Genomic DNA, 14454 nt, shown 5'->3' on the forward strand with positions numbered 1-14454 from the left:
TTTAAATCTGCACCTTAGCTGTAAGCATAATTAGCGAATTGTCATAGCCTAACGTTCTAAGAACTTCCCGATCATCATTCGGCCCTATATAGAATGAGTCAGTATCTTTATTAGACTTAAGTGTATCCATTTGATATTTAACACCAAAATTAACAGATGGTGTGAGGTCATAACCTACAGCGAAGGTAAATACACCATTCTTGTCATGACGATCTTTATTCTGTTTTTTATAGTCTTCTGTGCTGTACGTGTAATCCAATAAAGTAGAAAAACGATCATCCAACCAGAAATGCTTATACGAAATACCGTATTCCGATACTAAAATATATCCTCCCGCCTCAGAGGGATCTTTAATTCGTTGTGAGGTATGAGCTGTAAAAACAGCCTGTTTGATAGGTTTCCACTCCCCCAGAATATCCCAATTTAACCCATTAAAATCCTGCGAATTCGGGTTGTTTTCAAATGTCTTATAAAGCCACGCCAGGTTTATATCAACGTTCGTTTTACCGGTGAGCTGGGATTTTACGCCATAACGTAAATAATATTCGTTGGTGTCCTTATCTGAGCTGTAATCATAGTGGCGCTGGTTGGTAATAAAGCTATAGCGAAAACGTGTCCGGGAGGTGTATTGATCAAAAACTTCAGCAACCAAGGTATTTTCGTACCAATCCTGCTCACGAATGTAATTGTAAAAATCCTCATCCGTACTCTTCGAGTCTTGTGTATTCCCAAAGTGCAGTTTTTTATATATCAGTGCAACCTCGGCCTTCCCTCGCCCCTCAGGTGCGCCGTAACTGTAACGCAATTCGCCATTGAGTAAATTAGTACTTAATGGCGAATTGATTCCAAACTGCCTGAACTGACTGGGCAGAAAGCCTTCTGTAATTCCAAGTCCCCGGTTTTCATGTCCGATCGAATCTTCAATATTGAACGTCAAACCGTGCATCTGCCCATAGCGCCAGGCACTGTTTAAACGGAAAAAGTGATCGTCATAGTTATCCGAAGAACTGTTGTTATATTGCCGATAATCACCAGAGTACATCAATAAATACTTATCCTGATACCGCTCCCCGCTCAGGGTCAATACAGGTGTTAAACTCTGGAAACTGGAACTAATAGCATCACTGTTATGTGGCTGATGAGTCACATTATCGTCATACCCGAAATCCGCACCGACGATGCCCTGAAAATCGATACCAGCAAAGCCAATATGTGATTTAGGTGTTAATTCCGCCCATGCCGCTGGGGACAAAAAAATAGCGGCAAAAATAATATATTTAGTATGCATTTTTGCCGACAAATCCTTTAAAAATGGTTTTAATAATAATTTTTATATCCAACCATAATGACCAGTTTTGAATATATTCAATGTCGTACTGAACCCGCTTCTCTAGTTTATAGAGCGTATCAATTTCGCCCCGATAACCATTAATTTGCGCCAGTCCGGTGATCCCTGGTTTCACTTTATGTCGAATCATGTAGTTTTCAACTTGTTTGCGATACAGCTCATTATGCGTTACCGCATGTGGCCGGGGGCCCACAATAGACATGCTCCCCTGCAACACGTTAATAAACTGTGGGAGTTCATCCAAAGACGTACGACGTAAAAATGATCCAAAACGAGTGACCCTTGGGTCGTTCTTTGTCGCTTGTATTACTGTGTCGGTATTTTCCATAACCCGCATGGTGCGGAACTTCCAAACTTTAATTCTCTGCCCGCTCAAGCCATAGCGATCTTGTTTAAAAAGTATCGGGCCAGATGATGTGAGTTTCACACCAATGCCTATAGCGAACAGCACTGGTGAAATCATTAGCATAATGATGCTACCCAACACCAAATCTTCGGTACGTTTAATAAACGAACCCATCCCCTGAAACGGGGAAGTGAAAATGCCAATTGTTTGCAGATTATGAATGGTACGTAATTGCGACATGTTGGTGCTGTAGGCATAGAAGTCCGGCACGATATAAGTATTCACCGTCGTGTCCGACATCATGGTTAGAAAGTGGCGTATTCGCTCTAATGCCACCAACGGCAATGCAATATAGATCTCATCTATTCTGCCCGCTTTGGCTTCCTCGACCAGATTCATCACCGGCCCGTTAAATGGGCTCGTGATTTTGTCAGCCAGATCACCAAACCGGGAAGGGAGACGTTCGTCATAAAAGGCCAAATCCAGCAGAGTATCGGAATACTCTTCGCGCAGTGCTTGTTCCACCGCCACTCCATTGTCAGTAATACCAATAATGGCCACTCTAATAACTTTTTTAGCTGAATATTTGAAGATAATCAGACGAATAATATAAATAAAGGCTAATGGAATAGCATACCAGAATAAAGTTGCTGAAATAAAACGAGTATCTAAAACACTTAGATAGCCTAATGAATGAAACCCGAGCACTGAAACTCGGATAATTTCAATAAAAAGTAGCGCCCAAAAAGCCGTAGCAAACAGTCTCAACTGGCTACGTAACTTTTTGTTTTTAATCCTATATTGGTAAAAACGCGTGTATTCACCCAAAAGTAAAAAAGAAGTTGAAAACAATAAACTGAGAGAAATAACTGTATTGAAAGGTTCCATTTTCAATAGCCAACCACTCAATATTAAAATTAAGTTAATTGAGAGAAAATCAACTAATTTAATAAATACTGAATATCCTCCATGGGCAATATTTTGCGAATTTATCAGCATTTAAAAGCCTACTTTTAATTGAATTTTTATCATTGTTATTGTTGTGGTAACTCTACCAGCTCAACTAATTATATCATAAAATGTAAAAACGCAAGTTTTCATTGTTCAGAAATGTTACATACCAGACAGTTCCCCCGGTATCAGGGGGCTCTCTACTTACTGCCATGCAGGATCAGATTGAAAAACCTCAAACTAATACGTCTAAGAAAATCTTATCAACACCATTACAGCTATGTGCTTTTCAATAAAATTGCTGTGCTGGTTCAATAAAATCGGACTCTTTATTAAAATAATAATAAATAATGTAACTAAGATAAAATGCAAAGAAAATCTTTACCCACGGGTTAAAACTATAACCTGTCTATCTGGTTTTTCAGCATCACGATTTTATTTAACTCACTGTTCAAAAAACGAGCACGTCATTTTTAACTCTATACCCGGGTGAGAAGAATACCCGGATGAAGTTCAACGTAACACCGCAGCTATTCGCTATCTTGGCTATTAAATGCTGCGCGTATCACAATGCTTAAGGTTTTAACCACTTTGTCCATATAAAGACGTAAAACCGTTTAATTGTTCGCGGTGAACATTAGTCATCCAGATTATTAATAGTCATACTTGCGTTTAAAATTAATGGCTTAGCCATTTCTTGTCGTAATTGCATTAAAGCCAGAAAAATCAGATCCGTAAGTGTATTTTGAGCCGTCCGTGAAGATATTGATGAACTTCGCCACTCATTTTCATCCGAAACACTTTCAAGGACATAATCTGCAATTTTAGCCAAAGGAGAAACTTTGCTACCCGTAATTGCTATTACAGTTGCTCCCTGTGCTTTGGCCACTGTTGCAGCAATTCTCATATCCTTTCTTCTGCCAGTAAAAGAAAGAACAATCTGTACATCTTTGGGAGTTAATGTAAGTGCTGCCGCAATCTGTACATGAAGGTCTGCTTCAACCAAAGTGACGATACCTATTTTCTGTAATTTATAACTCAAGTCTTTAGCAGTAAGTCCTGACCCCCAGATCCCGACTATTTGCACTCGTGAAGCAGTATTAATAAGAGACACAATATGCTGGAAAACTGAAAAATTTATTTTCCTCGTTGTTTCCATTATTGATGCTGTTTTCTCATGCGCTAGTTTTTGTGCCATTACCATCAATGAATCTTCTGATGATATAGAATTATGTAAAGCTTTATGCGGATAAGATTTAAATAAGTTACTTCTGCTTAATTCCTCACTAATAGCCAATTTTAATGCAGGAAAACCTTTCATTCCTATCTTTTGACTGAATTTTACGATTGCAGATTGGCTGACGCCCGCATCTTCTGCAAACTGGGAGGAAGATATGCTGAGTATAGATTCCGGATTATCCAGAATGTAGTTCGCTATTTTCTGCTGGTTTTCTGCCAGTTCTGGCAGCAACCACGTTATTTCATTTAAAATCGACATCAAAAAACCTCCGTTAAAGATGATAGATTATTCCGGCATCAACACCTTTATTACTCTACGTAACTGTATAAATACCATAATAATTATCTTTTTTTTGTTATTTTTTATCGGCGTTTATTCCTTAAGACACCCGTCCTTAGAATATATTTTACCGTGATAAACATCACGTTTAATAAATAAATAACTCCTTAACATCGCCGATAGCTTAAATAAAAGGAAGTCCCAATGAAGATTAATCTCAGCTCAATGGTTACGGAAAGTCGCAACCCCGCCAGTTCTCAAATTGATACCCTTTCAATATTGGATATGCTCAAGGTTATTAATAATGAGGATAAGAAAGTCCCTTTAGCGGTGGAGGAACAACTTCCCGAAATAGCCAAGGCAGTCTCTTTTATCGCAGAGGCTTTTGCCAATGAGGGCCGATTAATTTATTGCGGTGCGGGTACCTCTGGGCGATTAGGGATTTTGGATGCCAGTGAATGTCCCCCCACTTATGGTACACCACGAGAAATGGTCGTCGGCCTAATCGCTGGAGGAAATACCGCCATTTTACAAGCGGTTGAAAATGCTGAAGACAGTCGTGAAATGGGTGAGCAAGATCTTCGTAATCTTAATTTTAATGCCCGTGATGTCTTAGTGGGTATTGCCGCGAGTGGGCGCACGCCTTATGTCCTCGGGGCAATGGCCTATGCTCGAGGGGTTGGAGCCACCGTGGTTGCTATTTCCTGCAATCAAAATAGCGCAATGAGCCAAGCGGCGGATATTGCTATTGAACCGCTGGTCGGCCCGGAAGTTATTACCGGATCATCACGAATGAAAGCGGGCACCGCGCAGAAATTGATTCTGAATATGCTGACAACCGCAGCCATGATCCGCAGCGGCAAGGTTTATAGCAATTTGATGGTGGATGTCGAGGCGACAAATGCCAAGTTAGTACAACGCCAAATAGATATTGTTGTCCAGGCAACAGAATGCTCCGTTAATGAGGCGCAAGAGGCCCTCGATGAATGCAATCGCCACTGTAAAACAGCCATTATGATGATATTAAGTGGTATGTCTGCCAAGGACGCGAGTGCTGTCCTTAATAAAAATAAAGGATTTATCCGCAAAGCACTGCAGGAGATTAAAGTATAACTATGGCGAAAATAACCGGCGCTACGATAGAACAAATTTTACTCTGCATTGGCGGGAGTCAAAATATCACCGTCTGTGGCAATTGCATGACAAGGCTACGTCTCACATTAAAAGATCGTCAGCTTATCCAACATGACAATCTGAAGAAAATCCCAGGTGTTATGGGAGTGGTGAATGGCGACGATCAGTTACAAATCATTCTCGGCCCTGGCAAAGCCCAGACTGCCAGTGAGATGATGAATAAGGTTTTGAGTGCTGAGCCACAACCGACAAATGGAAGTGCTGACGATATTAACCTGCAAGTGTTGGCAAGTCAGACCAAGCAACAAATGAAAGCAAAACAGAAAAGCGCAGTTCATAATTTTCTGACCAAATTTGCGACTATATTTACCCCATTAATTCCAGGTTTTATTGCCGCTGGATTGCTGCTGGGAATAGCTACATTACTGCAACAAACACTGGTATTAGAAGGTGTTACCCCATCCTCATGGTTGGTGGCGCTCATTGCTTACATGAAAGTATTCAGCATCGGTTTATTTACTTTCCTGAGTATCCTAATTGGTTTTAATACCCAGAAAGCCTTTGGCGGGACGGGGGTCAACGGCGCGATTATCGCTTCGCTATTTATTTTGCGCTATGTGCCAGAAGGGACTGTCGGCTATTACGCCGGAATGGAAAACTTCTTCGGTCTGGTGATTGATCCGCGCGGCAATATTATTGGCGTATTACTGGCCTGTATGGCTGGTGCTTGGATTGAGCGGCAGGTGCGTCGTTTTATTCCTGATAACCTGGATATGATCCTAACATCGACCATCACTTTGTTAATTACCGGCGCGCTCACCTTTGTGATTATTATGCCTTTGGGTGGCGAGCTGTTTAAAGGCATGTCGTGGCTGTTTATGCATTTGAATGGCAATCCATTCGGCACTGCAATTCTGGCCGGGTTATTCCTGATTGCTGTCGTTTTTGGTATTCATCAAGGGTTTGTTCCGGTCTATTTCGCATTAATGGATGCGCAAGGTTTTAACTCATTATTCCCTATTCTGGCGATGGCGGGTGCCGGTCAAGTGGGCGCAGCGCTAGCACTTTATGCTCGCTCGTCAAAAGGTTCTGTGCTGCGCACACAGATTAAAGGCGCTATCTTCCCCGGTCTTTTGGGGATTGGCGAACCGCTTATTTATGGTGTGACGTTACCGCGTTTGAAACCTTTTATTACGGCTTGTATCGGGGGAGCGGTCGGGGGATTCTTTATTGGTCTTGTCGCCTGGATGGGGCTACCCGTTGGCCTGAACACGGTATTTGGCCCCTCGGGTCTGGTATCGATTCCTTTGATGACCTCAACACAGGGGATCTTCGCCGGGATGTTAGTTTATATCGCCGGTCTGCTGATTTCGTATTTTGCTGGATTTATTCTGACCTGGTTTTTCGGGTATAAGAATATCGATTTAAGCTGATGTGACAATAATCAAATAAGTTATATATGAGTTTGATGGCAAATCGCCATTATCAGTGTCGAATCAGTCGGGGCGACTGCACCAATGGGCGCTCCGGCCGCTTACACGGCGACCTCCCATTCGCACATTTCCCCTCCCATCGATTTTGTCAGCAGTCTGATATGGCCCTGTCTGACAGGGCCATTTTATTTCTGATTAACGACTTTTATACAGGTTGTAGCCCAATTGTTGGGCGATGGAAGCCACCATCTTTTGCCCACGGACGCTATTTCCTGCCGGGTCTAATGGCGGTGAAAATGCTGCAATCCCCATCACACCGGGCACGACGGCTAAAATACCACCGCCGACGCCGCTTTTTCCAGGTAATCCGACGGTATAGGCCCAGTCACCTGAGCTGCCATACATTCCTTCCATGGTCATTTCGGCCAGTATAAACGGGGTGTTTGAGGCCGTCAGCACCGATTTTTTCGTCACCGGATTTACGCCATTCGCTGCAAAAGTTGCCCCCATCGTTGCCAGTTCAATAGTATTAAATAATGTTGAACACTGACGGGTATAGACGTCACAAGCTTCCATTGGATCGCAATACATCGTTTGGGCCGAATAAAGCAGCCAGGCGATGGCGCGATTATGAAAATTGGTGGTTTGCTCTGAATTATTCACTTCATCCGAAAGTGAAATCGGTGCACCGGCCAATTGCTGTTGCATCTCCAGAATACGCGCCCAGCGATTTTCACGGCTGCTGGCTTTAATCAGACTCACCGTGGACATCGCGCCTGCATTTACTAGCGGCGACAATGGCTTACCTTGATGCAGTTCCAACGCAATAACCGAGTTAAAAGGTAAGCCGGTCGGATCAGCACCAATCTTGTCTTGTACTTCCTGTGGGCCAACATCTTCTAAAGCCAAGGCAAGAGAACAAACTTTCGAAATAGACTCTAAGGCAAAGCGAAAATCAGCATCACCTTGCGAGATAATATCGCCATCAACAGTCACGATGGCAACCGCAGCAAGTTGGCTGGGAACACTGGCTAAATAAGGAATATAGCTGGCATTCTCCCCTCCAGCGAGGGTCGAATATTGCGAATAAGCTTTCTTAGCCGCTTGATTTAGATGAGCTAGGTCAATAGCCATAAATCTGACTCCAACGCGTAATGTCATTGAGCAGGGGGCCGAAGCCGCCCTGCTGATAGAGAGGAAGGAAATTAACTTTTTGGTGTGTCTGTCGCCGGCGTCGCGGCTGCCGCTGACGCCGTCACATCATTGGTATGGGTTGCCGATAAACTCGGGATCCCAGGATGCCCATTTTCAGCTTGCCAGGTAAATGGCGCAAAATCGCTGTTGGCAGCACGCCAATGAGGTTTGCGAACGTAGTAAATCAAGAATGGCAACATAACAAAGAATATTGTGGAGGCAATTAAGATACTCACATATTCCGTTGGACTGCCCACCGAGATTTGGCTAGGTGGAATAAAGCTGAAGACGAAAGCCAGAATTGAGCCCAGCAGACCCGCACCGCCAATAATCCACATCCCGACAGACCCACCAGGAATATGATATGGCCGTGGCCGGTTCGGTTGGCTATAGCGTAAATAAATCGCGGCACTGAACATTAGCATGTACATGATAAGATACAAGATAACGGTCATTTGGCTCATTATTTGATACGCGGCCTGTACCGAAGGCAGTACCACAAACAAGATGGCCAAGAAGGACACTAATAATGCCTGTAACAGCAGAATATGTGTCGCCATGCCATTCTTATTGGTATGTTGCCACCAGAGCGGCAAGTAACCCGCTTTAGCCACCACCAGTAAACCCGAAGACGGGCCTGCAACCCAGGTCACGACACCCGCCAATACCCCAATTGCTAATGCAAAGGCAACAACTGGCCCCAGCCATTCCACACCAGCCCACTTAAACATATTGTCATAAGCGACCAATAAACTTTGCGTCAGGCTAATGTCAGATTGCGGAATAACAAAGGCGATAGCCAGTGTACCCAAGACGAAAATAAGCACCGTCCCCACGGCGGATAACATAATAGCAATGGGGTAGTTTCTATTGGGATTTTCCACGTCTTTAACGTGGATGGCGTTCATCTCCATACCGGCATAGAACAAGAAAATACTGGCAGCCAATACTATGTTATTAAAGTTGCTAAAGTCAGGAATGACATCACCCCAAGCAACTTCAATTTGGGGAGCGCCACCCCAAAACAAGTAAGAAAAACCTAAAACAATCAAAATAATAGCAGGAATAATAGTGCCGATGATCCCGCCCCATTTTGATACCTTGGCGAAGGTATCAACCCCTTTAAAGGCAATAAAGGTGGCGAGCCAATATATAAATAGCACTATTCCCAAGACAAAGAATTTATTGGCAGATAGGGCCTCGTCCCAGCGCTGTTCTGGGCCAATAAAGGCCAGTGATACCGCCGCAAATGTCAGTGCTGTGGGAAACCAGACAGTAACCTCAACCCACAGCATAAACATGGCAAGAAAAGCTAAACGGGGGCCAAATGCCTCGCCAACCCAGCGAAATACCCCCCCTTTCTCAGGCCAGCCGGTGGCTAATTCAGCCGCGACCAGTGATACCGGAATTAAGAAAAATACGGCGGCAAAGAGATAATAAAAAATTGAACTCAGACCATATTCAGCTTCAGCAGGTAATCCCCGGAGGCTAACTACGGCAACAATATTCATAATCGCCAGTGTCGCGATACCCAGTTTTTTCACCGGGACCGCTGACTTGGTAGTGCTGGAGACAGTATTTGACATAATTTATCCATCCTAATCATTGGCATGACGCCACCTAGGTTTAAAAGTTCAAATCAAAATAAGAACAACCTGGTGTTAGGTATGACTAAAACTATTCTGACTTGCCTCGCCGCCAAGGGATGGATGTTCACTCAGGTATTTCAGTGAAGATTTAAAATCATCTAGCAGTAATCCTGCAAAATCCATTTCGAATCCGCGACGACACATAATGCGCATAACCACCACATCAGACATTCCGCCACTCAATGCAAATGCGGGGACTTGCCAGCCACGAAGTCTTAAACGCTCGGAAAGGTCATACAGGGTGTAGCCTGGGTTTGCCCCTTCTTTGACACGGAAACAGATAGCGGGAATACCTTCCTCTGGGCCGCCACTGCAATAGAATTCGTAAGGCCCGAGCGGTGCAATTTCTTTTGCCAGGAATTCTGCCACCTGATAACAGGCGCTTTGTACCTTGGTATAACCTTCACGCCCCAAACGTATAAATTCATAGTATTGGGAAATAACCTGCCCTGCCGGACGTGAGAAGTTGATAGCAAAGGTGCCAACCTGGCCGCCAAGATAATCAACATTAAAAATAAGTTCTTCAGGTAAGGCCGCAGCATCACGCCAAATAACCCAACCACAACCCAAGGGAGCCAGGCCGAATTTATGACCAGACGAACTGATCGATTTCACCCGTGGCAGACGGAAATCCCACTCAATATCAGGGGCAACAAAGGGGGCTAAGAAACCGCCACTCGCCGCATCGATATGCATATCAATATCGAGGCCTTTTTCTTTTTGTAGCTTATCTAATGCATCATGCAGCGGCTTAGGAAATTCATAGTTACCGGTATAAGTCACACCGAAAGTCGGCACCACACCGATGGTATTTTCATCACAGGCTTCCACCATACGTTGTGGATCCATGAATAATTGTCCTGGAGCCATTGGAATTTCCCGCATTTCCACATCCCAATAGCGGGCAAATTTATGCCAACAAACTTGTACCGGCCCACACACAAAATTAGGTTTATTGGTTGGTTTTCCTGCCGCTTCCATTTTTTTGCGCCAGCGCCATTTCATCGCCATGCCACCCAACATGCACGCTTCTGATGAACCAATGGTATTAGTCCCGACCCCTTGCCCATCCTTTGATTTAGGTGCATTCCATAAATCAGCCATCATATTTACACAGCGCATGTCTATCGCTGCTGACTGTGGATATTCTTCTTTATCAATCCAGTTTTTATTTATCGAAAGGTCCATAAGTTTATGGACATTCTCGTCATCCCACGTCTGGCAAAATGTCGCGAGATTTTGTCGCGCATTACCATCGAGAAATAGCTCATCACTAATAATTTGAAAAGCAATATCTTCGCGCATTTCTTCTTTAGGAAAATGTTTATCTTCCGTCATATTGCGAATTGCTTCAGAGCCAAAGCGAGAGTCCAATAACGTCGAACGATATTCATCCAGAGATTTTCTAGTCATTTCCTACCCCTATCTTAATTTAGATAAAATCATTTAAAAATCACATGATTACAAAAAAAACTAGCTTGTTGTTAAATATACTCTGCCATTTGAAAAATCTTGATGTGAAATTATTATGATTTCACTTGATGCTAAAAAGTTAGCACCGATAAAAAAATGTGCCACCCAAAAGCTAAATATTATTTGTTTTTTTTAAAAAAAATTTTCATTTGATTTTAATCATATATCTATAATTATTCAGCACTGTATAATTTGTATTCGTTTATAAATTAACACCATTAGCCGCCTACATGGCTGTTCACTAAGAGTTGTGAATAAATAGAACAATTCGATCTCTAAATAATGAATATTATTCATTATTTTTCTATGCAGCTTTACCTCGGATATAGAGTGAAAATCACACAGCCTAATTAGTTGAATATGATAAATTTTATTTATATATTTATTGTTCGACCTATACTAATGAGAGTTATAGATAACTGAGCTCAGACTAAACAGGAGTCATCGTCATGCTGAATATAGATCGGAAATATCTTATGGGACTTGGGGAAGGAACCCTGAAAAAACAACGGATTATCATGCGAGTTATTGCCGTTCTACTGCTGTTAGGCGGGATTTTTTGCCTTATTAACCCATTAGCATCAGGTGCGGCACTAAGCACTATCATTGGCATCTTACTGTTATTGAGCGGTATTGCGCTGATAGTGGGGATGATAAGCAATCGCACTCATAACCTCTGGCCGATGGTGACCGGTATTTTGCTGGGCATAGCATATATAGTTATGGGCTATGTATTCATTACTAACCCGGCAGTTGGAATGATAAGCCTGGCTATAGTACTCGGGGTGCTGTTTGCCTTTGGTGGGGTAATGCGGCTGATAACCGGCTATAAAACCTGGGGATTACCTGGCGCGTGGCTGCAAATCTTATTGGGTGTGCTTGACTTGATAATTACCTACCTGCTGGTGAGCGCCGGGCCATTAATGTCAATCACCATGGTAACGACCTTAGTCGGGATTGAAATGCTGTTCAGTTCATTTAGCTGTTTTATGGTCGCGAGTTTATTTAAACGTGCGCCATAACCCCCTTCCGACCAAGGCGATCTGACTGATAAGCGAAGGGAATATGCTCTGCATGCATGCTCCCTTCGTTCAATACTGCAACTTATCCCAATGTCATATTCATGACGGCTATCACAATCAGCAAATTGTAATTTCCCAAGCTGCACAGCACCGTCTAAATTTGAATAAAAATCTCATCCGACCACTTGGCTAATCCCCACAGGACGGCAGAGAAATAACAATATTGGAGACTGCAATGCTAGCTTACCCTCACCTGCTCGCCCCCCTTGATCTTGGCTTTACCACCCTGAAAAACCGCGTATTAATGGGGTCAATGCACACCGGGCTGGAGGAGCTACCTGATGGCCCACAGCGCCTGGCGGCTTTCTATGCCGAGCGCGCCGCCGGCGGTGTCGGGCTGATAGTCACGGGGGGTATTGCCCCCAATAAAAAGGGGGTGGTCTACCAAGGCGCATCAGTGCTAAACGATGTGGCGCAAATACCGCATCATCAGGTTGTCACTGATGCCGTACATCGCGCGGGCGGCAAAATCGCACTACAAATTCTCCATGCGGGTCGTTACAGTTATCAGAAGCAACCGGTCGCCCCTTCGGCTTTACAAGCCCCCATTAACCCCTTCGCGCCACTGGCATTAAGCGGCGATGAAGTGCTGCAAACTATTGCCGACTTTGCCCACTGCGCCCAGTTGGCCCAACAAGCTGGCTATGATGGTGTTGAGGTGATGGGCTCCGAGGGCTACCTGATTAATCAATTTCTGGCAGCAAGAACCAATCACCGAGATGATGAATGGGGTGGTGATTTTACTCAGCGCATGCGTTTTGCAGTAGAAATTGTTCGGGCCGTTCGCCAAGCTACCGGGCCAGATTTTATCCTGATTTATCGCCTTTCTATGCTTGATCTGGTGGAAGAAGGCTCCAATTGGGATGAAATTGAACAGTTAGCACTGGCAATCGAGCACGCGGGGGCCACGCTAATTAACACCGGCATTGGCTGGCATGAGGCGAGAATCCCCACTATCGCCACTATGGTGCCCCGCGCCGGATTCAGTTGGGTAACACGCAAATTAATGGGGAAAGTTACCATTCCGCTCATCACTACCAACCGGATAAATGACCCCGCAGTGGCCGAGCAAGTTTTGGCTGATGGCTGTGCAGACATGGTGTCAATGGCGCGCCCGTTTCTTGCCGATGCCGCTTTGGTACAAAAAGCCGCGCAGAATCGAGCCGATGAAATCAACACCTGCATTGGCTGCAATCAGGCCTGTTTGGACCAAATTTTTGACGGAAAACTGACGTCGTGTTTGGTTAACCCTCGCGCCTGCCATGAAACTGAAATGCCGATAATCCCAGCCGAAACACCAAAACGATTAGCCGTAGTGGGTTCTGGGCCAGCCGGACTGGCATTTGCGGTGATGGCCGCCAGTCGCGGTCATCAGGTCACACTCTTTGACGCCGCTGCCGATATTGGTGGCCAATTTAATATCGCCAAGCAAATCCCCGGCAAAGAAGAGTTCTACGAAACACTGCGCTATTTTCGCCGTCAGTTGGTATTGCATGGTGTGACTCAACGGCTAAATACCCAAGTCAACCCACAGCAATTGACTGATTTTGATGAAGTCATACTCGCCTGTGGTATCCAGCCGCGCTTGCCCGCCATTCAAGGAATTGATCATCCGAAAGTGCTAACTTATCTGGATGTATTACGCGATAAAAAGCCTGTTGGTGAATGTGTGGCGATTATTGGTGCCGGTGGCATTGGGTTCGATACTGCTGAATATCTCAGTCAACCCGACGATGCCAGCAGCCTTGATAGCCGTGAATTCAACCGAGAATGGGGCATTGACCAGGACTTAACCCAGCGCGGAGGCTTATCTCCAGAGGGGCCTAAAGTACCAGCATCGCCACGGCAAATTTTTCTATTACAACGAAAAAACAGTAAAGTCGGCGAGGGGTTGGGAAAAACTACTGGCTGGATCCACCGCACAAGTTTGTCCCTGCGCGGGGTGAAAATGCTCAACAGTGTCAGCTATGACAGTATTGATGATAATGGCTTACATATCACTCGAGCAGAGCAAGCCAGTTGCCTGCCAGTAGATACCATTATTATCTGTGCGGGTCAGGAGCCACGCAGGGAACTGCATCAGCCATTACTGGCGATGGGAAAAACAGTGCATTTGATTGGTGGGGCTGATGTTGCAGCCGAGTTGGATGCTCGCCGAGCAATTGATCAAGGAACTCGTCTGGCGTTAGCCATATAAGCAGAGAATATAATAAGCAGGGAGTGGCAGGCACCACGCCCTGTTTTCATTGTCGCTATGCACCCACCACCTCTGATTTATCCAATGTCATTGGGGTGGCAACAAGGCGGCCAGTGAACACATCCCGA

Annotated in this window: 10 protein-coding genes; 4 read left to right on the top strand and 6 right to left on the bottom strand. The window is 44.5% G+C overall.

Annotated elements, in window-relative coordinates; translation table 11 throughout:
* Position 1: 1 nt before the first annotated feature.
* From YROHD0001_RS01425 to YROHD0001_RS01415, 3 genes are all read right to left on the bottom strand, one after another.
* Positions 2-1288, bottom strand: coding sequence for an outer membrane beta-barrel protein (locus YROHD0001_RS01425; protein WP_032818218.1), 1287 nt, complete (start codon positions 1286-1288; stop codon positions 2-4).
* A complete protein-coding gene (locus tag YROHD0001_RS01420) occupies positions 1278-2693 on the bottom strand; it encodes an undecaprenyl-phosphate glucose phosphotransferase (protein ID WP_004716575.1) in 1416 nt (471 codons plus the stop codon). The genes YROHD0001_RS01425 and YROHD0001_RS01420 overlap by 11 nt, the downstream gene beginning before the upstream one ends.
* Positions 2694-3282: 589 nt before the next feature.
* Positions 3283-4143 (bottom strand): SIS domain-containing protein, encoded by an 861-nt coding sequence (locus tag YROHD0001_RS01415; RefSeq protein WP_004716577.1) that lies wholly within the window; start codon positions 4141-4143, stop codon positions 3283-3285.
* 225 nt (positions 4144-4368) lie between these two features.
* On the opposite strand from YROHD0001_RS01415, the gene murQ reads away from it, so the two are divergent.
* Positions 4369-5277 carry an N-acetylmuramic acid 6-phosphate etherase gene (murQ, locus tag YROHD0001_RS01410; RefSeq protein WP_004716579.1) on the top strand — a complete coding sequence of 303 codons (909 nt, stop codon included), beginning with the start codon at positions 4369-4371 and terminating at the stop codon, positions 5275-5277.
* Between the two features lie 2 nt (positions 5278-5279).
* Positions 5280-6731, top strand: coding sequence for a PTS N-acetylmuramic acid transporter subunit IIBC (gene murP, locus YROHD0001_RS01405; protein ID WP_004716580.1), 1452 nt, complete (start codon positions 5280-5282; stop codon positions 6729-6731).
* Positions 6732-6926: 195 nt separating this feature from the next.
* On the opposite strand, the gene glsA is transcribed toward murP, so the two are convergent.
* The 3 genes from glsA to gad form a co-directional block, all read right to left on the bottom strand.
* Positions 6927-7865, bottom strand: coding sequence for a glutaminase A (gene glsA / locus YROHD0001_RS01400; RefSeq protein ID WP_004716582.1), 939 nt, complete (start codon positions 7863-7865; stop codon positions 6927-6929).
* A 71-nt stretch (positions 7866-7936) separates the two neighbouring features.
* Positions 7937-9511 carry a glutamine/gamma-aminobutyrate antiporter GadC gene (gene gadC, locus YROHD0001_RS01395; RefSeq protein ID WP_032818219.1) on the bottom strand — a complete coding sequence of 525 codons (1575 nt, stop codon included), beginning with the start codon at positions 9509-9511 and terminating at the stop codon, positions 7937-7939.
* A 75-nt stretch (positions 9512-9586) separates the two neighbouring features.
* A complete protein-coding gene (gene gad, locus YROHD0001_RS01390) occupies positions 9587-10987 on the bottom strand; it encodes a glutamate decarboxylase (RefSeq protein ID WP_004716586.1) in 1401 nt (466 codons plus the stop codon).
* Between the two features lie 509 nt (positions 10988-11496).
* Between gad and YROHD0001_RS01385 the strand changes: the two genes are divergently transcribed.
* Both YROHD0001_RS01385 and YROHD0001_RS01380 read left to right on the top strand, forming a co-directional pair.
* A complete protein-coding gene (locus YROHD0001_RS01385) occupies positions 11497-12069 on the top strand; it encodes an HdeD family acid-resistance protein (protein WP_032818222.1) in 573 nt (190 codons plus the stop codon).
* Between the two features lie 235 nt (positions 12070-12304).
* The gene (locus tag YROHD0001_RS01380) at positions 12305-14326 is read left to right on the top strand and encodes an NADPH-dependent 2,4-dienoyl-CoA reductase (protein WP_004716590.1); all 2022 of its coding nucleotides are present in this window, start codon (positions 12305-12307) and stop codon (positions 14324-14326) included.
* The last annotated feature ends 128 nt before the right edge of the window (positions 14327-14454 follow it).

This window comes from Yersinia rohdei ATCC 43380 (assembly GCF_000173775.1).
In the GTDB taxonomy this organism is placed as follows: domain Bacteria; phylum Pseudomonadota; class Gammaproteobacteria; order Enterobacterales; family Enterobacteriaceae; genus Yersinia; species Yersinia rohdei.